A 21,504-nucleotide genomic window follows, 5' to 3' on the forward strand; every position below is an offset into this window, starting at 1 on the left:
CACCCACCGGGCCCACCACAGCCGGTGGAACCGATTCAGTCCCTGACGAACCCACCCACCCGATCGTGTTTCGCCTCGCACACCGATCACGCAGAATGAACACATGTTGCAGGTCTGCCTCAACGGCGCCCGAGGCCCCCGCGAACACCATCACCTACCCGTGCGACCACCCGAACTGGCCAAAGCAGCCGCGGACAGCGTCGCCGCCGGGGCCACGGACATCCACCTGCACCCCAAGACCCCCGACGGCACAGACAGCCTGGACCCGGCGACGGTGGCCGCCGCCGTCCACGCCGTCCGCGCGGCCGCACCGGGCATCCCGGTGGGCATCACCACCGGAAGCTGGACCACCCCCGACACCCGGTCCCGCCTCGCCGCCATCCACAGCTGGACCGTCCTTCCCGACCACGCCTCGGTGAACTGGCACGAACAGGATGCCGCCGACATCGCCCACGCACTGCTGCAACGCGGCATCGGCGTCGAAGCGGGGATCCCCTCGGGCACCGACGCCGAAAGGAACCTCGCCCGCTGGCCACACCGCAACCGGATACTGCGCGTGCTGGCCAGGGTCACCGACCCCACGGCGAACGGAGCCTCCGTCACGGCCGAAACCCTGCTCGCCCGCCTCGACACGGGCAACATCCCGATCCTGCTGCACGGCAGGGGAGCGGGCACCTGGGCGGTACTCGACCTCGCCGCCCGACACGGCCTGCACACCCGCATCGGGCTGGAGGACACCCTCACCCTGCCCGACGGGGACATCGCCGCCGACAACGCGGCCCTGGTCACCGCCGCGCGCACCATCACCTGAAGCCGCACCGGCACGAGCACCGCGCCAACCGGCGAGTTCCCCGCTGTTCTGCCAGACTCGGCCGCGCCCGTCGGAAGGGGAGGGGAGATGAGCACGTTTCCCTCCGCACTGGGCCTGCCCCCTCAGCAGTGCGAGCAGGTACTGCGGAAGGCGGCCGCAGCTCCGTCGCTGCACAACCGGCAGCCGTGGCGGTTCCGGCTGCTGCCCCACGTGATCGAACTGCACAGCCGCCCACAACGCCGACTTCCCGCCACCGACCCGACCGACCGCGAAATGCTGTTGGACTGTGGAGCGGCGTTGCTGAACCTGCGACTCGCCCTGGCACAGACCGGAAACCGACCAGTGGTGACGCTGCTGCCGCGACTGAGTGAGGCCACGGCACTCGCCGAGATCCGCGCCGAGGAACGGAAACCTCCGGATCCCACCGAGTCCGAGCTCCACGGGGCCGTCGAAACCCGGCGGACCAACAGAGGCCCCTTCCTGGACCCGCTGGTATCCGAGACACACCGCCAGCAACTGATCCGCGCCGTGCGCGCCGAGAACTGCTGGTTGCACGTGGTGAGTCGCCGCGAACACGCCGCCTTGGAGGAACTGATACACCGCGCCCACCGGAAACAGACCTCGGATCCGGAGTTCATGGAGGAGATGCGCCGCTGGACGGGACTCGCCGAGGACGTCGTCGAAGGAGTGCCCGCCTCGGCCGCGGGACCCGCGCCGGAACCGCAGGACCGCTGGGTGGTGCGGGACTTCTCCGGCAACCGGGCACCCGCCCGGGTCACCGGAAAGGACTTCGAGGAGGAACCGTTGTTGGTCGTGGTGTGTTCCTACACCAACAGCACGCTCGACGCGTTGCGGGCCGGACAGGCGTTGCAGCGGATGCTGCTGACGGCCACCGTGCACGGGCTGAGCGCCTCGATGATCTCGCAGGCGGTGGAGGTGCGGGAAACCCGCGAGGGATTGAGGGAACTGCTCGGGGAGAGTCTCTGGCCCCAGTTGGTGGTGCGCCTGGGCAGAGGTGGCTTCGCTCCGGCCACGCCGCGTCTCGAACCACGTCGGTTGCTGATGCCTCCCGAAGCGGACGGGGAGTGAACCGGCGCGGTCCCGGGAAACCCGTTACTTAACATAATGTGCATTATCGGATAAATCCGTCGAGGGTCGTGAGCGGACCGCACGAACGACGAACTCCCTCGTGTCCCACCTGTCGGCCTGTGCCGTGTCGCCGCCGAGGCCGTGTGGGCCCGTGACCACGGCTGCCGGGAGCCGCGACCGACACGCCTCGCGTGGCTCGTCCGGGTGGTTCCACCCGTGTGCCGACGACTGCGGCACCGTCGAGCGAGACGCTTGGCGGCGGGTGATCTCCGTCGCCTACCTCGGCGTCCGTACGGATCCGCGACGGTGGCTGGTGGACTCCGGTGCCGCGCTTCCCCGTCCGGCACGGGTGTCGCCCCGACCAAAAACATGGATAACTAATATTATCCACGAAAATATGAGGTTTCCCTTCCGTTCCCGAGGCTCGCTCACGGCGGGTGTGCGCACACTCGCGCCCCACCGTGACCGACAGGCCACTGTGTTCTCCCCGACCTCTCCCCGGTGCCCGGAACGAACGTCGGGGGCCGCCGCCCTCCTCCACCGGCTGGTTTCGGCCGCCTCAGAGCGGGTTCCGAGGGCGGGGACCCCCTACCCCGGTGGCGGGGTGTCCCGCCGCGTCAGCGTTTGTCACTTCCGTGGGTGGGTTGTGCCTGTCGGGCGTGTGCGGTTGCCGGAGCGGTCCCGGGCCCACATTCTGGGCGCGACGCCGTTCGATGCGGGGAGGGACCGGATATGGCCACGTGCGAGGTCTGCGGCAACGACTACTGGATGACCTTCGAGGTACACACCACCGGTGGGCAGGTGCACGTGTTCGACTCACTCGAGTGTGCCGCCCACAGGTTGGCTCCGCACTGCGAGAACTGTGGCTGTCGCGTGCTGGGCCACGGTGTGGAGGACAGTGGGCGGTTCTTCTGCTGCGCCCACTGCGCCCGGAACGCGGGAGGCGAGCGGGCCGGTCAGCTCCGGGACGCCGTGGGGGCGCCTCCCGGCTGATCGCCGGTGTTCGGCCGCGCCGGGCGGGTGGAGAGGACGCTGTCGGTGTCCTCTCCCCTCGTGCCGGTGGCTTCGATCGGGACTCGTCAGCGGTTCAGCGGTGGGTGCGGGCCAGGGCGGCCTCCAGGGAGTCGTGGCAGTTCAGCCCCTGGTCGATGCCGGTGATCTCGAGCAGGCGACGTACACAGCGGGCTCCGGGCACCACGTGTAGTTCGATGCCCCGTCGTTGGGCGCGGTGTTGGGCGCGGAGCAGGAGTTCGACTCCGACGGAGCTGACGAACGAGACCCGACTGAGGTCGATGATCAGGGTGTGCAGCACGGCCGCGGTGAGACGTTGCCGGATCAGTTCGGTGATGCGGGGCGCGGTGGACAGGTCGATCTCGCCGTCCATGTCGATCACGGCGACACCGGGCTCGGGCCGTTGTATGGCCATGCGCAGCAACGGGTTCAGCCGGTGGGGGTCGGAGTCCGTCCTCGGCCGTGCCACACCCCCCGTGGGGGTGTTCGGCCGGGGCGGGTCGACCACCGTTCGGGTGTTGGTTCGATAAGCGATCACGCTGCCTCCTCGCTGGAGGGCCGCCCACGGGCGGGACGGTGGGTGACAGCCGCACGCGTCTCCCGTTTCGCGGTGGCCGGGATCGGGAGAGGGGCTGTCCGCTCGACCGTGTTTCCCACGGTAGCCGTGCTCACCGGCGGGCAACAACCGCTGGCAGGACTCAACCGCTGGCCAGCATCGGGATGATCCCCCCGGCGAGCACGGCCTCCACCTGGCGGGGTGAGAGCCGGTGGTGGACGCGGTAGTGGTGTTGGCGTGTGGTGTTGTGCAGGGTCAGCTCGGTGTGTTGGCCGAGGTCCTCGTGGAGGCGGTCGAGTCGCAGCACGTCTCCCTCGGCGATGTCGTCGTAGTCGGCGGGGTCGGTGAACTCCAGCGGCAGGATGCCGAAGTTGATCAGGTTCTGCCAGTGGATGCGGGCGTAGGACTTGGCCACGACCAGGCGCAGTCCGAGGTGGCGTGGGGTGATGGCGGCGTGTTCACGGGAGGAGCCCTGCCCGTAGTTGTCCCCGCCTACGACGGCGTGGGCCTGGGCGTGTCGGCGTGCCCGCCGGGGATAGTCGGGGTCGAGGCGGGTGAAGGTGAACTCGGCCAGGGCCGGGATGTTGGAGCGCAGCGGGAGGGCCGCTGCCCCGGCGGGGGAGATCTCGTCGGTGGAGACGTTGTCACCGGCGATGAGCAGCACGGCCAGTTCGAGGTCTCGCGGGGGTGAGGTGAACTCGGGCAGAGCCGAGATGTTGGGGCCTTTGACGGGCTGGACCCGGAGGGCTTCGGTTTCCTCGGGCGGGGCCAGCAGCATCTCGGTGTTGACCGAGGCGTACTCGGGAACACGGGGCTGTGGGGGGTTCAGGGCGAGGCGTTCGGCCAGTTGGCGGGGGTCGGTGATGGCTCCGGTCAGGGCCGAGGCGGCCGCGGTCTCCGGGGAGCACAGCCACACCGAGTCCTCCGGGGTTCCGGAGCGGCCCGGGAAGTTGCGGGGGAAGGTGCGTAGCGAGTTCTGCCCGACGGCGGGGGCCTGCCCCATGCCGATGCAGCCCATGCAGCCGGACTGGTGGATGCGTGCCCCGGCGGCGATCAGGTCGGTGAGGTCCCCGGTTTTGGCCAGGTCCTGCAGGATCTCCCGGGAGGTGGGGTTGACGTCGACGCTGACGGAGTCGTGGGTGGAGCGTCCGCGCAGCATGTCGGCGACCACGGCGAAGTCGCGCAGCCCGGGGTTGGCCGAGGAGCCGATGACGGTTTGGCTGACCGGGCGGCCGCTGACCTCGCTGACCGGGACCACGTTGTCGGGTGCCGAGGGGCAGGCGATCAGCGGTCGCAGGGTGGACAGGTCGATCTCGTCGGTGTGGTCGTAGCTCGCCCCGGGGTCGGCGGCGAGTTCGACGAAGTCGTGTTCGCGTCCCTCGCCGGCGAGGAACGCGCGCACGGCGTGGTCGGAGGGGAACACGGTGGTGGTCGCGCCGAGTTCGGCGCCCATGTTGGCGATGACGTGGCGGTCCATGGCGGTGAGGGTGTCCACTCCCGGACCGTGGTACTCGATGATGCGGTTGACGCCGCCGGTGACGGTGTGGCGGCGCAGCATCTCCAGGATCACGTCCTTGGCCGACACCCACGGGGGCAGCTGGCCGGTCAGACGGACTCCCCAGATCTCGGGCATGCGGATGCGCAGTGGTTGGCCGGCTATGGCCAGGGCTACTTCGAGTCCGCCGACGCCGATGGCCAACATGCCCAGCGAGCCGGCCGCGCAGGTGTGGGAGTCCGAGCCGACCATGGAGGTTCCGGGGATCCCGAAACGCTGCATGTGGGTGGGGTGTGAGACCCCGTTGCCCGGTTTGGAGTACCACAGTCCGTAGCGTTGTGCCGCGGTGCGCAGGTACTCGTGGTCCTCGGCGTTCTTCTCGTCGGCCTGCAGCAGGTTGTGGTCCACGTACTGGACGCTGACCTGGGTGCGAGCCCGGCGCAGTCCCAGCGCTTCCAGTTCCTGCATCACCAGGGTGCCGGTGGCGTCCTGGGTGAGGGTCTGGTCGATGGACAGGGCGATCTCGTGGCCGGGGGTGGGGGTTCCGTCGACCAGGTGGGCGGTGATGAGTTTGTGCGCCATGGTTCGTGCCGTCACGGTGGGTGGCCTTTCGCGGAGGTGTTCCTCGGTGTGTCCCGCCGTGTTCGGATTACCCGGCGCGGGTCCGGTTGAAACGATCAGCCGGGGTGCTCGGTGTCCGTGGTGGGCCGGGGCGGGTGGAGGGTGGCCACGGCGGTGCTGGTGAGGCTTCCCAGGTAGAGGGTGCCGTGGTGTTCGCGGACTCCGGTGACCATACCGAATCCCCGGGGGTGGGCCCGCAGCTCCCGTACCACGCGGCCGGTGTCGTCGACGGCCAGCAGCCACACGGTGGGGGTGGGTTGTACCCGCAGGGCTTCGGGCAGTGCCCGGTCGAGGTGCAGCGCGGCGGGCAGGTGGGCGTGGGCCAGGTCCAGCAGGGGGTTGCGCGCGGCCGCCTGGGTGACCCAGATCAGCCCGTCGGTTCCGGTGGCGATGTTGTCGGGGAAGCCGCCCAGGGCGGGCAGCAGGGTGTCGGTCTCTCCTGCCCGGGGCCCGCGCAGCCAGAGCCGGGTCAGGCGGTAGGCGCCGGTTTCGGCGACCGTGACGAAGGACTCGTCGGCGGCGAGTGCGACTCCGTTGGCGAAGTGCAACCCGTTGAGCAGGGGTTCGGCCTCCCCGTCGGGGCTTACTCGCCACAGCCGTCCGGTGCCGGAGTGTTCCAGCAGGTCGTCGCGCCACTGTTCCAGAGGGAAGCGGCGTGAGGAGTCGCTGAGGTAGACGGTGCCGTCGGCGGTGACGGCGGCGTTGTTGCACAGCGCCGGGCGGTGGGGGCCGGTGGCGGGCAGCAGGGTGTGCACCCGGCCGGTGTCCGGGTTGATCCGCAGCAGGCCGCGGTGGGCGTCGCAGACCAGGATCGCCCCGTCGGGCAGTTGTTCGAGCCCGAGGGGGCGTCCGCCGGTGTCGGCGAGAGTGTCGATGCGGCGCCCGTGGTCACTGAGCGCGAGGACACGTCCGTCGTCGACTCCGGTGAGCACACGTCCGTGGGTGTCGACGAGCACGTCCTCGGGTCCGGTTCCGTTGACGGGGTACAGGGTGGGGCTGCCGAGGCGTTCGGGGCTGCTGGTGCGGGCCCGCGGGGGGCGCCATCTGCGGGGGCGGATGTGTGTGGACACTCGGGGGTTTCCCGTCGCCGTGGGTGCGGGGCCGTGGGTGGCCAGTCTCCCCCACCGGTCAAGGGCCTGGGTCAGCACTCGCGGCCGGTGGCGTGCCTGCCTGTGGGGGCGGTGTCGGTGTTCTCGACGGGGGTGACGGTGAGTCCGTCGTCGCCGTCGGTGTCGACGTGCAGGTCCAGCGGCTGGGGGGTCTCGGTCAGCAGGGCGGCGATTCTGGTGTGCAGTTCGCGTTCGACGGTGCGTCTCAGGTGGCGGGCACCGAAGTGGTGGTGGTGTCCGCGCCGGGTGAGCCAGTGCACGGCGGAGTCGGTGACGTGCAGCCGGATGCCGTGTTCGCGGAGTCGCTCTCGGGTGGTGGTGATCAGGTGCAGGGTGATGCGGGCGAGGTCCTCGGTGCCCAGTGGGGCGAACGGCACGATCTCGTCGATGCGGTTGAGGAACTCGGGGCGGAAGTGGGCGGCCAGTTCCTCGGTGGGCTCGCCGGGTTCGGAGTCGGATTCGGACAGGGCCCGTCGGGCGCCGATGTTGGAGGTCATGACCACCACGGTGTTGGTGAAGTCGACCGTGGCGCCCGTCGAGTCGGTCAGGCGTCCGGCGTCGAGCACCTGCAGCAGGGTGTTGAGGATGTCGGGGTGGGCCTTTTCGATCTCGTCGAGCAGCAGCACCGAGTAGGGGTGTCTGCGGATGCTGTCGGTGAGTTGGCCCGCCTCGTCGTGTCCCAGGTAGCCGGGGGGCGCTCCGAGCAGGCGGGAGACGGTGTGTTTCTCCTGGAACTCCCCCATGTCGAAACGCAGGGGGCGGCTGGTCTCGCCGAACAGGGCGTGGGTGAGGGCGTGGGCGAGTTCGGTTTTGCCGACGCCGGTGGGGCCGGTGAACAGGAAGCTGCACAGGGGGCGGTTCGGGTCGGCCAGCCCGGTTCTGGCGCGGCGGACGGCGTCGGCGACGGTGCGGGTGGCGTGGGGTTGGCCGACCACGTGGGTGGACAGTCGGGTGTGGAGCTGTTGCAGGCGGGTGCGTTCGTGGGTGTCCAGCTCGGTCACGGGGATGCCGGTGCGGGTGGCGACGATCTCGGCGACGGTGTCGGCGTCGACCCGGGGGGTGGGTTCGTGCTCGTGGTGCACGCGCAGGTGGGCGCAGGCGTGGTCGAGCACGTCGACGGCCTTGTCGGGAAGGAAGCGGTCGGCGATGTAGCGTTCGGACAGTTCGGCGGCCTTGTGCAGGGCACGGTCGGTGATGCGGAGCTGGTGGTGGTTCTGCAGGGTGGTGCGGAGTCCGCGCAGTATGCGCACGGTCTCGGCGACGGTCGGTTCGGGCACGTGGACGGGGTGGAACCGGCGTTCCAGGGCGGGGTCCTTCTCGATGTGCCTGCGGTACTCCTCGGTGGTGGTGGCGCCGATCAGGGGGAGGTGGCCGCGGGCGAGGGCCGGTTTGAGGACGGTGGCGGCGTCGAGGCCGTCGGCGGCGCCGGCTCCGGTCAGCAGGTGGATCTCGTCGATGAACACGAGCAGTTCCGTGCGGTGTTCGGTGATCTCGCGGAGCAGTTCCCCGAGGCGGTGTTCGAGGTCGCCACGGTTGTGGGTGCCGGCGACCAGGGTGGTGATGTCCAGTGCGACCAGTTTCCGGTCGGCGAGGGTGCGTGGTGCCTGTCCGGTGCGGAGGCGGTGGGCGAGTCCTTCCACGAGGGCGGTTTTGCCGACCCCGGGTTCGCCGACCAGCACGGGGGTGTTCTTGCCGTGGCGGGCCAGTATCTCCGCGATCCGGTCGAGTTGTTCCTCGCGGCCCACCAGGGGGGTGGTGGCGGTGTGGGTGAGGTCCAGGCCGAACCGTTCCAGCCAGGGTGTGGAGCTCTCGGGGGGTTCGGAGGGGGCGTGGTCACCCTGTTCGATGGCCCGGGCCAGGGCGCGGCCGGCGGCCGAGTCGGCGTCGGTGGCCACGCCCAGCAGCAGGTGACGTGGGGCCAGGCTGGTCGTTCCCTCGTGGCGGGCCTGCCGGTAGGAGCCCAGCAGGGCTTGGCGTGCGGCGGTGGTCAGCCAGGGCCGGTCGGGGCCGGCGGCGGCTTCGTGGGCGCCTGCCAGGGTGCGCAGGCTGCGGGCCAGCCGGTCGACGGCCACGCCGGTTTCCCGCAGCATCCGCGCGGTGGGTTCGGTCTGGGTCAGTGCCCACAGCAGGTGGGTGTCGTCGAGGGCGCTGCTGCCCCAGTCGCGGGCGGCGTGCACGGCGGTGGACAGCACGGTGCGGGCCTGTTCGTCGAGCAGGCCCGTGGCCGGTGGGGTGGTCTCGGCGTGGGTGTGGCGGGCGCTGAGCAGTTCGTCGAGCAGGGATTCGACGCCCGGTGACGGGTCGGTGGTTCTGCCGCCAGGCACGTGGGCACTCTCCATCCGGGCAACGGGGTCGCGACGACGTGGCACCACACTACCTGTCGTCCATTATGGACGATTCTGGTCGTGGGCGTGCCGGGTGGTGCCCGGTCAGCGGGTCGGGGTGGCGAGCAGCTCGCGCACCCTGTCGTCGGTGACGGGGCTGAAGTCGCGGTACCACTGCCCCACCGCGGAGAAGTCCGCCGGGCGGCGGGGGCACACCACCAGATCGGCCTCCCGTCGCAGGGCGGTGAGCCCGTCGGGAGCACCGACCGGCACGGCCAGCACGACCCGTGCCGGTCCGACGCCGCGCACCCGCCGGATCGCCGCGCGGGCGGTGGCTCCGGTGGCCAGTCCGTCGTCGACGACGATCACGTCCCGGCCGGCCAGCTCCGGCAGCGGGTCCTGCCCGTACTGGTGTTCCTGTTGCCGAGCCCGGTGACGTTCCCGTTCGCACTGCGGGTGAAGACGGTCCTCGTCGAGGTCGAAGGCCCGCAGCAGCCGGTGGTCGTAGACGGGCGGGCCGTCGGCGGCCACCGCCCCCAACGCCAGTTCCGGCTGGCCGGGGGCTCCGATCTTACGGGCCACCCCGGCCCGCACCGGAGCACCGAGCGCGGCGGCCACCTCCACCGCCACCGGCACCCCTCCCCGCGCCAGCCCCAGCACCACCGGGGCGCGCAGGGAATGATGGGCCAGGTCCTCGGCCAGGACACGTCCGGCGTGGATGCGGTCGCGGAACATCTCGTGCCCGTGCCCGGCGTGGTGGTTGCCCATGGTCGGTCTCCCGCCTGGCTCGGCTGTTCGAGGTCCGGCGTGGACGTCCCGGCGGCGCGGGGCGGGTGGGGCCGCCGCCGTGCCCGAGGCCCCCTACCGGCGTTTCCCGCCAGGAGCGCACGTGGACACGACCGGCCTCACCGGGGGAATACCCGCGCGGGGCGCGGAGGAAACGGCCCCGGGTTTCACTCGCGGAAGGCACCGACGCGCAGGGTGCGGAGTCGGTTGAGTGCCGCGGCGAGTTCGAAACGGCGGGGCACGGCGAAGTCGCCGACGTAGCGGTCGTCGACGGCGTGGATTCCGCGTTTGGTCACCTCGGTGTCGAAGGCGTCCAGCACCTCGCGGACGGTGCGCCGCCCGTCGAGCAGTCCCGAACGGACGCAGGTCACCAGTGCCAGGCCGATGCCGGTCACCTGGGCGGGGTCGACCAGCTGCTCGACGGCACGCAGCTCCACGGTGGTCTGCCCCAGGGTGAGGGCGTCGGTGCCGCGGGACCGCACTTTCGGGCGATCGGTGTCGATCGACCGGGGATCGGGAACCCGCGAACGGATGTCGGGAAAGCTGTCAGCCTCGCGGTGTCGCCCGGTGGGGGTGCTGGCCAGGCCGCGGGCGCGGTCGGTGACCTCGTAGCAACGGTAGGAGTCCAGCATCAGCACCCGGTCGGCGACGTCCATGTAGTCCCCGGATCCGCCCATGACCATCACCGTGGAGACCCGGTGCCGGTCGTGGAGCGGGCGGATCAGGTCCAGGAACGGGGTCAGCGGCTCGGAGTCCTTGGCGACCAGTTCCTGCATCCGCGCGTCGCGGATCATCAGGTTGGTGGCGGCGGTGTCCTCGTCCAGCAGCAGCGCTTTCGAGCCGGCCTCGACGGCTTCGACGATCGAGGCGGCCTGCGAGGTGGAGCCCGAGGCGTTGTCGGTGGAGAAGTCGCTGGTGTCCGTGCCGGTGGGCAGGTGGCTGACGAAGGGGCTGACGTCCACGCGGTTGACCCGCCTGCCGTCCTCGGCGCGGACCTTGACGGTGTCCTCCCGGCAGACCACCAGTTCCCGCCCGTCCCCGGGCACGTGGTCGTAGACGCCGTGTTCCAGGGCACGCAGCAGGGTGGACTTGCCGTGGAACCCGCCGCCGACGATGAGGCTGATGCCCTCGGCGATGCCCATACCGGACACCCGCCCCCGGTTGGGGAGGTCGAACTCGGTACGCAGTGACTCCGGCGAGGAGAACGGCACCGCCTGCTGCAACGGGCGGTCGTCGATGCCGCTGCGGCGGGGAAGGATCGCCCCGTCGGCCACGAACGCCACCAGGTTCCGTTCGGGCAGCTGCCGCCGCAGCGCGTCGGTGTCCTCGATCGAGTCGACGAACTCCCGCACCCGCTGTTGGTCGGCGGTGTGCCAGCGTAGCCCCTGCTCGACCGCGTCGGGAAGATCGCGGCACAGAGCCTGTTCGGCCTGTTTGCCGTCGATGCTGCGTCCCCGGCCGGGCATGTCGATGCCCAGCCGCAGGAGCACGGTCCCGTCGACGATCTGGCACGAGCTGCGGTCCAGCACCTGTTGGCGTCCCGCGTCCACGCTCAACCGGCTGTCGCGCAGCCTGCGGTGCACCGCGCGCACCAACGCCCCCGCCAGTCCCCGTGCCCGTACCGGGTTCGACCACAGGTCGGAGGGGAAACCGGCGTGCTCGGCGTCGACGCGCACCTCGCAGCGGCTGGCGGGGGCGTACGGGTCGGGCTGGACCTTCTGCACCTCCAGGGTGAAGCCGTCGAAGGCCCAGTTGCCGCTCAGCGACTTGTAGCGCCCGTAGCTGGCCCCGTGCATCGAGCGCAGTTGGTCACGCAGCCCCTCGGCGGTCCGTTTGGCCGGTGGTGTCTGGGCACGACCACCCCTGTTGTTGTTCGTTCGTTGTGCCATCCCCCGATGGGTACCCGAGCCGACCGTGAATATCCAATCGTGGGTCCCCCGGCGCGTGCTGCACGTGACACACCGCGCATCCGGTAGCGTCCTCCGGGAGACCACGGAAACACGCTGCGTGACCAACCGCTGGGCATCGTGTGTCCCCCGACCGCGAGGAGGCATGGCATCGTGCGCACCCCCGAGTCCCCGTTCCGCGGCCCCCGTCGCCCCCTCCGCCCGGGCGGGATGACCGGTCTGGCGGGCGTGCTGGCCCTGGCCGTGACCGGACTGGTCGCACCCGCCACCGCCCACCCCACCCCACGCGCAGACGGCGTCCCCTCGGTGGCCGGGCCGGTCGTGCGCGGAATGGACGTCAGCGGCCACCAAGGTCGGGTGGACTGGCGGGCGGCGTGGCGGTCCGGGGCCCGGTTCGCCTACGTCAAAGCCACCGAGGGAACCGGTTTCCGCAGTTCCACCCACCGGGCCCAGTACCGCGGGGCCCGCGCGGTGGGCATGCTCCGCGGCTCCTACCACTTCGCGCGCCCCGACCTGTCCCCGGCCGCGCCGCAGGCCCGCTTCTTCGTCGCCAACGGCGGCGACTGGAAACCCGACGGTCACACACTGCCCGGTGTCGTCGACATCGAGTACAACCCCTACGGGCCCGACGACTGCTACGGGCTGGGCCCGGCCGAGATGAGCCAGTGGATCGCCGAGTTCAGCGACACCTACCGGGCGTTGACCGGGCGTTTCCCGATGATCTACACCACCCGGCACTGGTGGAACACCTGCACCGGCGGCAACACCGGCTTCGCCGGCAACAACCCGCTGTGGGTGGCCCGCTACGGGCCACGTGTCGGTGAGCTGCCCGCGGGGTGGGCCAGCCACACGATGTGGCAGTACGACAACGAGGGGGTGCTGCCCGGTGACCAGAACCTGTTCCGGGGGGACGCGGCCGCGCTGCGGCGCTTCGCCACCGGAGGTCCTCGGCAGCGTGCCGCCGCACGGCAGGCCCCCCGCTAGGTCCTACTGGCCACCGAGGGTTTCCTTCGGCACCGGGCGGTCGGCGGCGATCGCCTCGAACAGGCGGGAGGCCCGCGCCGAGTCCCACTCGACCACCGACTGGCCCCGCAGGGTGTCGAAGCCGGCGATGGGCACGGTGCCGGTGACCCCCTCACCGGAGGAGACGTCGCTCATCGCCCAGGCCAGACCGGCCAGATGCCACAGGTGGTCGCCGTTGTCCACCAGGAACGTGTCCCCGGCCGCGGAGACCAGCGGCACCGTCCGCATCGGGTTCAGCAGGGTCGCCGGTGAGGTGGCCTTGTCGATCAACGCGCCCAGCAGGGCACGCTGGTTCTCCACCCGCTGCAGGTCACCACGCGGGTAGGCCCGGCTACGGACGAAGCCCAGGGCCTGTGTCCCGTCCAACTGCTGACAGCCCTTCGGCAGGTCGACGCCCGCCTTGGGGTCGTTCAACGGCGCGTCCAGGCACATCCGTACCCCGCCCACGGCCTCGACCAGCCCGGCGAAACCGCCCAGACCGATCTCGGCGTAGTGGTCCAGCCGCACCCCGGTGACCTTCTCCACGGTGCGCACCAGCAGCCGCGGCCCGCCCAGCGCGAAGGCCGCGTTGAGCTTGTTCCGCCCGTGCCCGGGAACCGGCACCGAGGAGTCCCGGGGCAGGCTGACCAGCACCGGCTGGCCACCGCCCCGGGGAATGTGCAGCAGCATCATCGTGTCGGTGCGCCTGCCGGCCGCGTCCCCGGCCGAGAGCTCCTCACGACGGGACTCGTCCAGCCCCTGTCTGCTGTCGGATCCCACCAGCAACCAGTTGGTTCCGGGCGTGTCGGCCACCCGCCCGGGGTAGTCGGCCAACGCGTCGGTCCGTTGCAGCGAACTGTCCACGTAGGCCACCAGTCCGGCCGCCAGCAACACCAGCACCAGCACGGTGACCCCGATCCGCATTCCCCACCGTTTCCGTTTCCGCCCGGCGGCCGGCCGCCGCGGCGGGGTGCCGGACCGCTGCTGCCGCTGTCGGCCCGCCGGCCGCGCCCCGCCCCGGGAGGTGCCCGAGTGCGGCACGCGGGCCGGCCTGCCACGCCCACCAGGCTGTTCGGCCGCCCAATCGCTCATGGCCGGTAATCTATCCGCGTCCCACCGCCGAGGCCGACACCGGTCACCCGGACAGCGCACCCCAGCCACCGCGCCCCGCCCCGGGAGTTCTCGGGAGGCAACACGCCTTCCACGCGCGATCCCGGAACACGCCCCCAGGGTGGGATCATGGTCTGTCGGTCCTGTCCGTCGCCGAGTTCGAAGGGCATCCTTGCGACATGAGTGTCACTGACCAACCGAGCCACCCGCGGGAGCACACCGTCGTCGACCAGACCCCCACCCAGCTGCTCGTCGACGGCACCTGGCGTCCCGCCGCCCGTGGGGGAACCTTCCCCGTGGAGGACCCCTCCACCACCCGGACCCTGTGTTCGGTCTCCGACGCCACCGCCGAGGACGCCGTGGAGGCACTCGCCGCCGCCGACCGGGCCCAGAACGCCTGGGCGGCGCACCCGCCCCGGGAACGCGGCGAGATCCTGCGACGCGCCTTCGAGACCATCACCGACAGGCACGAGGACCTGGCGCTGCTGATGACCCTGGAGATGGGCAAACCACTGGCCGAGTCCCGTGCCGAGATCACCTACGCCGCCGAGTTCTTCCGCTGGTTCGCCGAGGAGGCCGTGCGGGTCGGCGGGGACTACAGCGTCTCCCCCTCCGGCAAGGGCCGGATGCTGGTGCTGCGCCAGCCGGTCGGGCCGTCACTGATGATCACACCGTGGAACTTCCCCATGGCCATGGGAACCCGCAAGATCGGCCCGGCCGTGGCCGCCGGGTGCACCATGGTGGTCAAACCCGCCCACCAGACGCCGCTGACGATGCTGGCGCTGGGCCACATCCTCACCGAGTCGGGACTGCCCGACGGGGTGCTCAACATCATCCCCACCCGCCACGCCGGGGAGGTCACACCTCCGATCCTCAACGACGAGCGGCTTCGCAAGCTGACCTTCACCGGATCCACCCCGGTCGGACGCAGCCTGATCGAGCAGGCCGCCCCCCAGGTGCTCAACGTGTCCATGGAACTCGGTGGCAACGCCCCCTTCCTCGTCTTCGACGACGCCGACGTGGACGCCGCCGTCGACGGGGCGATGCTGGCCAAGATGCGCAACATCGGTGAGGCCTGCACCGCGGCCAACCGGTTCTACGTGCACCGTTCCGTGGCCGAGGAGTTCACCACCAAACTCACCGAACGGATGCGGGCCCTGCGCACCGGGCGGGGAGTCGACGACAGCGTCGAGGTGGGGCCGCTGATCGACGCGGGGCAACTCGACAAGGTCGTCGAGCTGGTCGACGACGCGGTCACCCGCGGAGCCCGGGTGGTCACCGGTGGGGAACGGGGCGAGGGACCGGGCCACTACTACACCCCCACCGTGCTGGCCGACGTGCCCACCGAGGCCCGACTGTTGCGGGAGGAGATCTTCGGGCCCGTGGCGCCGATCGTCACCTTCACCGAGGAACACCAGGCCCTGCACGCGGCCAACGACACCGAGTTCGGCCTGGTCAGTTACGTCTACACCCGTGACATGCAGCGGGCACTGCGGGTCAGCGAAGCGCTGCAGGCCGGCATGGTCGGGCTCAACCAGGGGGTGGTGTCCAACGCCGCGGCCCCCTTCGGCGGGGTCAAGCAGTCCGGCATCGGCCGTGAGGGCGGCACAGTCGGCATCGACGAGTATCTGGAGACCAAGTACGTCGCCGTGGGGGGACTGTGACCGGATCCCCCGCGTGCCCGGACGGCGGGGACCGTCCGGGCACACCCGGCCCGGGCTACTCCTCGTCGAACGAGGCGGTCAACCGTTGCAGCGCGTCGTTCATGTGCGCCTCCAGCCGGCTCAGCACCAGCTGCTCGTCCCCGGCCTCGATCGCGTCCACCAGGCCCTTGTGCTCGTCGACCAACGCCTGCGTGTCCGCGGGGTAGGTCTGCACGAGCGAGCCCAGGCACATACGTTTCTCCACCAGCAACGTCTGTGCCATCCGTTGCAGCCGCGGGCTGCGGGAGGCCGCCACCAGCGTCTCGTGGAACTCCTGGTCGGCCTCGGTGAGCTGCTCCTTGTCGTCCTTGGCCACCGCGGCGACCATCTTGGCGTGGGCGGCGGTCAGCTCCGCCACCGCGTCCACCCGGTGGTAGCGCACGATCTGTTCGCAGGCGCTGCGTTCCACAGCCAGCCGGGCCACGTAGACGTCGTGCACGTCCTCGGGTTCCATCGTGGTCACGAACAGCCCCCGGTGGGGTTCGCTCTGCAACAGCCCTTCCTGGACCAGCCGCTGCATCGCTTCCCGCAGAGGTCCACGGCTGACCCCCAACTGGGCGGCGAGGTCGGCCTCACCGAGCTGGCTTCCCGGGGCCAGCGAACCGTGCATGATCGCCGAACGCAGTTGGTCGGCGACGATCGCCGCCGTGGATTTCCGTTGGACCGGTTCCAGTTCCCCGGCCTGGTTCTGTTCGTCGACTCCCAACATCTCGCACCCTCTCGTCACTTCGAGATCCCCACCCCTGGCCGCGGGGGCGGGGCGGCCGCGACGCGCCGACAGTGTCGGAACCCACGGGAAACCCGGTGGGCCACACCCGTGTCGCCCACCCGGATCCGGTAGTCACACCGCGCCGCACCCGTAGCCGGGACCCACAACGTCGAAGACACACCGAGCCGAACTGCTCACCCTGTGACGTCCACGCCCGCGACGGTCCCGGCACAGTCACGTTTCGGAGACGAACGTTCGTTGCGCGTTCCGAGCGGGTGAGAGCACGAACCACGTCCGGCGCTGCCGGAAACGCGGTACGCGCCACCGAAACTCCCTTCGCACAGACGGTCCCGAACGGGCAGGCGCAACGGCATCCGAGCCTGGCAACCCGAAACGCCGATTGTTGACAATGCTACCCCTTCCGGGCGAGCCCCCTGAACGACGAAGGAAATTCGTCTCACCCGGCGACACCGGACCCGCCCCGAGGACCCTCCGTGCGGCGGTGCCCCTCCAGGTCTCCAGCGGCACGGAATTACTACTGTTCAGTGACGATCCACATACGTAGAGTGTCTCCGGCAAGGAGCACACCCGAGTACGCCGAACACGAGGCAAGCATGGAAAACGGGACGCCGGAACCGAACGTGGACCGTCCGAACTCGGCACGGCTCTACGACGTCTTCCTCGGCGGAAGCCACAACACGGCCGCGGACCGGGAACTGGCCGAACGGATCAGGCAACGGGCGCCACGCTGGTCACTGGGCGCACAGCTGAACCGCTCGTTCCTGCGCTGCGCGGTGCGCTACATGGCTTCCCAGGGCATCGACCAGTTCCTCGACCTGGGATCGGGCATTCCCACGGTCGGCAACGTCCACGAGATCGCCGCCCAGCACAACCCCCACTCCCGTGTCGTGTACGTGGACTACGAAACCATCGCCTACAACACCTCGCGGGCCGAGTTGGCCGACAACCCCAACGTCACCATCCTCAAGGAGGACCTGCGTGATCCCGAGGCGGTACTGAACCATCCGGAAACCCTCGAACTGCTGGACTTCTCCCGCCCGGTGGGGCTGTTGATCGTCGGGGTGCTGCTGTTCATCGGCCCGCAGGACAAACCCGGCGACCTGGTGGCCACCTACCGCTCCCGCCTCACCTCCGGCAGCTACCTGGCCCTGTCCCAGGCCAGCGACGACAACCTGCCCGCCGACCTGCAGGCCGAGATCGACCAGGTCGTGGCCTCCTACGAACACGCCGACGAGCAGCTCGTGCTGCGCAGCTACGAGGAGGTGGCCGGATGGTTCGCCGGCACCGAACTCGTGGAGCCGGGAATCGTGCACTACCCGGACTGGAGCCCGGCCCAGCAGGCCCTGGACGACTACCAGCGCAGCTGCCGCTACGGCTACGTGGGAGTGGGACGGGTTCCGTGAGCCCCGCACCGACGGACGGTCACCGAGCCACCGGCACACACCGCCGCGACCGCCGTAGCTGTGCCGCGGTGCCGAGCACGACCAGGGCCAGCACCGGAAGATAGGCCAGCCGGTAGGACGGGCCGGCCGCGAGATCGACGGTGAGTCGCAGCACACCACCCACCGCGAGCTGGATCAGCACCGCGGCGGTGAACCCACCCATGTTGGCCGTGCCCACGGCCAGTCCGGAACGGTGCTCCTCGTTGGCCGCGCGCACCCCGTCGAAAGCCAGCATCGCCGACCCACCTGCCACCCCGACGACCAGCAGCAACACCGCCAACAGCGCGGGAGGAAGCACGCCGGGCCAGCCGACCACCACCGCCCAGACCAGCACGAGCAGCATCGACAGCGCCGCGGTGACACGTTCCCGACGTCGCCGCCGGCCGGCGACGAACTGCCCGCACAGCAGCGCACCGAGCAGGAACCCACCCACACACCACAGCACCCATCCGCCAGCGGCGGCCGTGCCGTAGCCCTGCGCCTCGATCAACCACGGCGGCCCCCAGAGCACGGTGACGGCCACGAACTGCCCCATCATCACGAAGTGCACCCAGAAGGCGTGCCGGGTTCCTCGGCGGGACAGCACCGCCCGCAACGATCCGAGCGCGCTTTCGCCGCCGGCGCGCGGGCGCGTCCCCGTGCCCTGCCCCGGCGGGTGGTCACGGACGATCGCCCAGGCCGACAGCCCCAGCACGGCGGTCAGCGCCCCGGCGGCGAGGAAGGTGCTCAGCCAGCCGAGGGAGCGCAGCGAGATCTCCAACGGGGCGGTGGCGGCCAACTGCCCGAACCCGCCGACCAGGCCGGTCAACGCGGCCACCCTGCCGAATCCGTCGCCGGGAAACCAGTGGGCGGCCAGTCGCAGCACGTTCGTGAACAGGAAGGCGTCCCCGAAGCCGATCAACGCCCTGCCGGCGAAGCCGCCCACCAGCGAGCCGCTGACCGCGAAAACGGCCGATCCCGCCGCCAGGGCCAGCGTCGCGGCGGTGATCATGCGGCGGGGGCCGACCCGGTCGGCCAGCACCCCGGCCGGGATCTGCAGCGCCAGATAGATCCCCAGTTGCAGCGCCGAGGCCACCGACAGCGCCGCGGGTCCGATGGAGAACCGTTCGGAAGCGGCGTCGGCGGCCACAGCGAGGCTGGCGCGGTGGAACAGGGCCACGAAGTAACACGCCGCGGCCACCGCCCACACCGTCCACGCGCGTCGTGGGGTGCCCTGCGGTGTCGTGGCGGCAACGGCGGCGGCAGAAGCGGACGGATCCGTCGTGGTGTACACACCCACCTCCCAACTTGTATGCATCTTAAATACAAGTTGGGTGGAAGTAGGATGGCACCGTGTCGAACACAACACCCTCGGAGTCGGTGTCCACGAACACGGCGGGGACACCACACCCCGACGACAGCCAGCCCGCCGCCGACCGCGCCTACCGACACGTCAAAGCCGGCCTGCTGGACGGCAGCTACCCCGACGGGCACCTGCTCTCCGAAGGAGAGATCGCCCAGCACCTGCGGATGTCCCGCACCCCGGTTCGCGAGGCCTTCCTGCACCTGCAGGCCGAAGGGTTCCTGCGCCTGTACCCCAAACGCGGAGCCCTCGTCGTCCCGATCACCCCCGCCGAGACACGCTCACTGCTGGAAGCACGCCTGGCCCTGGAAAGCTTCGCCATCGACAAGATCACCGCCACGACCGGGCCGCCCCCCACCTCCCTCGGGAACGAGCTGCTCACCCACCCCGCCTGCGACCCCAGTGACCTCTCCGACGCCGAGATGCACGAGGCCGACCGCGCCTTCCACGCCCGCATCGTCGCCGCCGCCGAAAGCCCCGTGGTCACCGACCTCTACAGCGCGCTACGGGAACGGCAACTCCGTGTCACCGCCACCGCCCGCACCCACGAGTCACCGCGACGAAGCACGGTCACCGAGCAACACGTCCGGCTGGCCACCGCCCTGCGCGACGGGGACGCCGCCGAGGCCAAACGGTGCCTGCGCGAACACCTCGCCCACACCATGCGAGCCATCGGCCTGAACGACGACTTCCCCACCGGAGCACACCCGACCGACGACGGGCCCGACGGAGAATGACGACTTCCGTCCGCGTCCGGCACCGGTAGAGGCAAGTACGAGCGCACAAAGACCCACCCCCTGGTCATCGGTGCCGGGCGAGACAGACCGGGGCTGCGGCCGGGGGTGCTCTCGGCCCCACAGAACTCGCCCGTCGCGCTTCCGCGGAGACATCCGAGCTCACGTCCGGGGTGTGTCGTCCCCACGCCAGTGTCCCGCCGAGGGTGACCGGGAAGATCCGCGCGTCCGGTGGCCCACAACAGGGTCTGCCGGGGCTCTCTGGAGGCCGGAGCATCCGGGAACAGCCGGTCGAGCACTCGCTCGCACAGATCTGCGGGGCCACACCAAGGCCGAGCCCCTGTGCCGTGTCGTACGTGTGCACCAGGGTCTCCACGATTTCCATGGCGGCGAAGCCCTCGGGGCCGGGAAACGCCGAAGGGATGGGAGGCACGAACGTGTGACAGTGTCGTGCGCGCCATCGCCACCAACAAGGCCCCGTTGGCTTCCAGCACCCGCAGCAACCCGGAGGGCCCCACCGTACGGTCCGCGTGAACGGTCTTTTTCAGCCCCGTCCCGGGAACAACGGACGACCACCGCCCCTGCGGACGCCACTCCCGCGTGAGGGCCGCAGCGGACGCGCCGCGGCCAGCACCGCGCAACTGACCAACAACGCCAACAGCAGGAAAACGGTGAGACCGACCTCGACGAGCACCTCGATGATCATGGTCAGCTCCTGCCAGCAGCCTCCTCCACGGCACGACGCCCGGAACGCAGGCTGGTCACCGTGACCACTCCGAGAATCACCACGATCACCGCCAACGAGGCCAACGTCGGGATCTCGGGAACCGCCGGCCAGAGCCCGTGGGCCCAGTGCAGCATGAGCTTCACACCGATGAAGGCCAGGATGAGCGCCAGCCCGTGGTTGAGATACACCAGTCTACCCAGGGCGGAACGCAGAACGAAATACAACGCCCGCAGCCCCAGCAGCGCGAACGCGTTGGTCACGAACACCAGGTAAGGATCCTCGGTGACACCGTAGACGGCCGGCACCGAGTCGACGGCGAAGACCACGTCGGTGGCGAAGACCGCGACCACCACCACGCTCAAGGGGGTCAACGCCCTCCTGCCCGCCTGGCGGACCGTCAGCCTGGCCCCGTGGTACTCGTCGGTGACCGGCATGAGCCTGCGCAGCAACCGGACGGAACGCAACTGGGAGACGTCCCGTTCCACGGACTCCCCGGCCAGGGCCTCCCGCAGGATCTTGACCGCGGTGACGAACAGGATCCCCCCGAAAACCAGAAACGCCCAGGCCCCCGCCTGCAACAGAGCCGCCCCCATCGCGATGAAGACTCCCCGCAGCACCAGGGCCCCGACGATGCCGTACAGCAACACCCGCTGCGCCAACGCACTCGGAACCGCGAACGCCGTCAGCAGCAACATGAACACGAACAGGTTGTCCACCGACAGGGACTTCTCCACCACGAAACCGGTGAAGAACTCCACCGCCTGCGTCGTGCCGATCCACCACCACAGTCCGAGCCCGAACACCAGCGGCAGCGCGAGGTAGAACACCGACCAGCCGACCGCCTCGCGCAGGGACACCTCGTGCGGGCGGTGCGTGACGGCGAAGTCCACGGTCAACAGCCCGAGCAGCACGACGATGCTGATCCCCCACAACCAGGGGGATCCCATCGACTGCACCTCGGCGGCGAGCACGGACACACCACTGACCACGCCAAGACCTCCGGAA

General features: G+C 70.4%; 18 protein-coding genes and 1 pseudogene. 7 read left to right on the forward strand and 12 right to left on the reverse strand.

What is annotated here, in order from left to right:
• The first annotated feature begins 103 nt into the window (after positions 1 to 103).
• From ACTMO_RS0109335 to ACTMO_RS0109345, 3 genes are all read left to right on the forward strand, one after another.
• Complete coding sequence (locus ACTMO_RS0109335) at positions 104 to 811, forward strand: 3-keto-5-aminohexanoate cleavage protein (RefSeq protein ID WP_026449037.1); 708 nt, start codon at positions 104 to 106, stop codon at positions 809 to 811.
• Positions 812 to 898: 87 nt separating this feature from the next.
• Complete coding sequence (locus ACTMO_RS0109340) at positions 899 to 1,900, forward strand: Acg family FMN-binding oxidoreductase (RefSeq protein ID WP_019854422.1); 1,002 nt, start codon at positions 899 to 901, stop codon at positions 1,898 to 1,900.
• Between the two features lie 732 nt (positions 1,901 to 2,632).
• Positions 2,633 to 2,893, forward strand: coding sequence for a hypothetical protein (locus ACTMO_RS0109345; protein WP_019854423.1), 261 nt, complete (start codon positions 2,633 to 2,635; stop codon positions 2,891 to 2,893).
• A 94-nt stretch (positions 2,894 to 2,987) separates the two neighbouring features.
• Here the strand turns inward: ACTMO_RS0109345 and ACTMO_RS0109350 are convergent, their stop codons facing one another.
• The 6 genes from ACTMO_RS0109350 to ACTMO_RS0109375 all read right to left on the reverse strand — a co-directional run bounded on the left by ACTMO_RS0109350 (position 2,988) and on the right by ACTMO_RS0109375 (position 11,691).
• Entirely contained in the window at positions 2,988 to 3,449 is a 462-nt protein-coding gene (locus ACTMO_RS0109350; protein WP_019854424.1) for an STAS domain-containing protein, read from the reverse strand.
• Positions 3,450 to 3,609: 160 nt separating this feature from the next.
• Positions 3,610 to 5,544, reverse strand: a complete 1,935-nt coding sequence (locus ACTMO_RS0109355; protein WP_033401847.1) for an aconitate hydratase — start codon at positions 5,542 to 5,544, stop codon at positions 3,610 to 3,612.
• Between the two features lie 95 nt (positions 5,545 to 5,639).
• Positions 5,640 to 6,653 carry an SMP-30/gluconolactonase/LRE family protein gene (locus ACTMO_RS0109360; RefSeq protein WP_019854426.1) on the reverse strand — a complete coding sequence of 338 codons (1,014 nt, stop codon included), beginning with the start codon at positions 6,651 to 6,653 and terminating at the stop codon, positions 5,640 to 5,642.
• 71 nt (positions 6,654 to 6,724) lie between these two features.
• A complete protein-coding gene (locus ACTMO_RS0109365) occupies positions 6,725 to 9,016 on the reverse strand; it encodes an AAA family ATPase (protein ID WP_019854427.1) in 2,292 nt (763 codons plus the stop codon).
• Between the two features lie 105 nt (positions 9,017 to 9,121).
• Positions 9,122 to 9,784: a phosphoribosyltransferase gene (locus tag ACTMO_RS0109370; protein WP_019854428.1), complete on the reverse strand. Its 663-nt coding sequence runs from the start codon at positions 9,782 to 9,784 to the stop codon at positions 9,122 to 9,124.
• Between the two features lie 185 nt (positions 9,785 to 9,969).
• On the reverse strand, positions 9,970 to 11,691 hold the full coding sequence (locus ACTMO_RS0109375; RefSeq protein ID WP_019854429.1) for an ABC-ATPase domain-containing protein: 1,722 nt from the start codon (positions 11,689 to 11,691) through the stop codon (positions 9,970 to 9,972).
• A gap of 228 nt (positions 11,692 to 11,919) precedes the next feature.
• Here ACTMO_RS0109375 and ACTMO_RS0109380 point away from each other — a divergent pair, with 228 nt between their 5' ends.
• Positions 11,920 to 12,693 (forward strand): lysozyme, encoded by a 774-nt coding sequence (locus tag ACTMO_RS0109380; protein WP_051099241.1) that lies wholly within the window; start codon positions 11,920 to 11,922, stop codon positions 12,691 to 12,693.
• A 3-nt stretch (positions 12,694 to 12,696) separates the two neighbouring features.
• Here the strand turns inward: ACTMO_RS0109380 and ACTMO_RS0109385 are convergent, their stop codons facing one another.
• Entirely contained in the window at positions 12,697 to 13,803 is a 1,107-nt protein-coding gene (locus ACTMO_RS0109385) for an LCP family protein (protein WP_157062854.1), read from the reverse strand.
• Between the two features lie 197 nt (positions 13,804 to 14,000).
• On the opposite strand from ACTMO_RS0109385, the gene ACTMO_RS0109390 reads away from it, so the two are divergent.
• A complete protein-coding gene (locus ACTMO_RS0109390) occupies positions 14,001 to 15,485 on the forward strand; it encodes an NAD-dependent succinate-semialdehyde dehydrogenase (protein WP_019854432.1) in 1,485 nt (494 codons plus the stop codon).
• Positions 15,486 to 15,540: 55 nt separating this feature from the next.
• On the opposite strand, the gene ACTMO_RS0109395 is transcribed toward ACTMO_RS0109390, so the two are convergent.
• On the reverse strand, positions 15,541 to 16,233 hold the full coding sequence (locus ACTMO_RS0109395; protein ID WP_019854433.1) for a GntR family transcriptional regulator: 693 nt from the start codon (positions 16,231 to 16,233) through the stop codon (positions 15,541 to 15,543).
• Between the two features lie 614 nt (positions 16,234 to 16,847).
• On the opposite strand from ACTMO_RS0109395, the gene ACTMO_RS0109400 reads away from it, so the two are divergent.
• Positions 16,848 to 17,657: an SAM-dependent methyltransferase gene (locus ACTMO_RS0109400; RefSeq protein ID WP_019854434.1), complete on the forward strand. Its 810-nt coding sequence runs from the start codon at positions 16,848 to 16,850 to the stop codon at positions 17,655 to 17,657.
• Between the two features lie 19 nt (positions 17,658 to 17,676).
• Here ACTMO_RS0109400 and ACTMO_RS0109405 read toward each other — a convergent pair whose 3' ends face one another.
• A complete protein-coding gene (locus ACTMO_RS0109405; RefSeq protein ID WP_245556098.1) occupies positions 17,677 to 18,969 on the reverse strand; it encodes an MFS transporter in 1,293 nt (430 codons plus the stop codon).
• 59 nt (positions 18,970 to 19,028) lie between these two features.
• Here ACTMO_RS0109405 and ACTMO_RS0109410 point away from each other — a divergent pair, with 59 nt between their 5' ends.
• Positions 19,029 to 19,775, forward strand: coding sequence for a GntR family transcriptional regulator (locus tag ACTMO_RS0109410; RefSeq protein ID WP_019854436.1), 747 nt, complete (start codon positions 19,029 to 19,031; stop codon positions 19,773 to 19,775).
• 159 nt (positions 19,776 to 19,934) lie between these two features.
• On the opposite strand, the pseudogene ACTMO_RS24085 reads toward ACTMO_RS0109410, so the two are convergent.
• The 3 genes and pseudogenes from ACTMO_RS24085 to ACTMO_RS0109420 all read right to left on the reverse strand — a co-directional run.
• Positions 19,935 to 20,347: pseudogene (locus tag ACTMO_RS24085) on the reverse strand (hypothetical protein); the annotation flags it as partial.
• Complete coding sequence (locus ACTMO_RS23280) at positions 20,317 to 20,478, reverse strand: hypothetical protein (RefSeq protein WP_019854437.1); 162 nt, start codon at positions 20,476 to 20,478, stop codon at positions 20,317 to 20,319. The pseudogene ACTMO_RS24085 and the gene ACTMO_RS23280, both read right to left, overlap by 31 nt.
• A gap of 2 nt (positions 20,479 to 20,480) precedes the next feature.
• The gene (locus ACTMO_RS0109420) at positions 20,481 to 21,446 is read right to left on the reverse strand and encodes a TerC/Alx family metal homeostasis membrane protein (RefSeq protein WP_211213058.1); all 966 of its coding nucleotides are present in this window, start codon (positions 21,444 to 21,446) and stop codon (positions 20,481 to 20,483) included.
• Positions 21,447 to 21,504 lie beyond the last annotated feature (58 nt).

Origin of the sequence: Actinopolyspora mortivallis DSM 44261 (genome assembly GCF_000384035.1) — a bacterium.
Taxonomy (GTDB): Bacteria; Actinomycetota; Actinomycetes; order Mycobacteriales; family Pseudonocardiaceae; genus Actinopolyspora; species Actinopolyspora mortivallis.

What these genes read in the sequence shown, in the direction of transcription:
- ACTMO_RS0109355 (WP_033401847.1), bottom strand. Translation starts at nt 5,544, where the DNA reads ATGGCGCACAAACTCATCACCGCCCACCTGGTCGACGGAACCCCCACC.
- ACTMO_RS23280 (WP_019854437.1), bottom strand. Translation starts at nt 20,478, where the DNA reads ATGATCATCGAGGTGCTCGTCGAGGTCGGTCTCACCGTTTTCCTGCTG.
- ACTMO_RS0109340 (WP_019854422.1), top strand. Translation starts at nt 899, where the DNA reads ATGAGCACGTTTCCCTCCGCACTGGGCCTGCCCCCTCAGCAGTGCGAG.
- ACTMO_RS0109395 (WP_019854433.1), bottom strand. Translation starts at nt 16,233, where the DNA reads ATGTTGGGAGTCGACGAACAGAACCAGGCCGGGGAACTGGAACCGGTC.
- ACTMO_RS0109375 (WP_019854429.1), bottom strand. Translation starts at nt 11,691, where the DNA reads ATGGCACAACGAACGAACAACAACAGGGGTGGTCGTGCCCAGACACCA.
- ACTMO_RS0109390 (WP_019854432.1), top strand. Translation starts at nt 14,001, where the DNA reads ATGAGTGTCACTGACCAACCGAGCCACCCGCGGGAGCACACCGTCGTC.
- ACTMO_RS0109400 (WP_019854434.1), top strand. Translation starts at nt 16,848, where the DNA reads ATGGAAAACGGGACGCCGGAACCGAACGTGGACCGTCCGAACTCGGCA.
- ACTMO_RS0109385 (WP_157062854.1), bottom strand. Translation starts at nt 13,803, where the DNA reads ATGAGCGATTGGGCGGCCGAACAGCCTGGTGGGCGTGGCAGGCCGGCC.
- ACTMO_RS0109345 (WP_019854423.1), top strand. Translation starts at nt 2,633, where the DNA reads ATGGCCACGTGCGAGGTCTGCGGCAACGACTACTGGATGACCTTCGAG.
- ACTMO_RS0109380 (WP_051099241.1), top strand. Translation starts at nt 11,920, where the DNA reads ATGACCGGTCTGGCGGGCGTGCTGGCCCTGGCCGTGACCGGACTGGTC.
- ACTMO_RS0109420 (WP_211213058.1), bottom strand. Translation starts at nt 21,446, where the DNA reads ATGGGATCCCCCTGGTTGTGGGGGATCAGCATCGTCGTGCTGCTCGGG.
- ACTMO_RS0109335 (WP_026449037.1), top strand. Translation starts at nt 104, where the DNA reads ATGTTGCAGGTCTGCCTCAACGGCGCCCGAGGCCCCCGCGAACACCAT.
- ACTMO_RS0109370 (WP_019854428.1), bottom strand. Translation starts at nt 9,784, where the DNA reads ATGGGCAACCACCACGCCGGGCACGGGCACGAGATGTTCCGCGACCGC.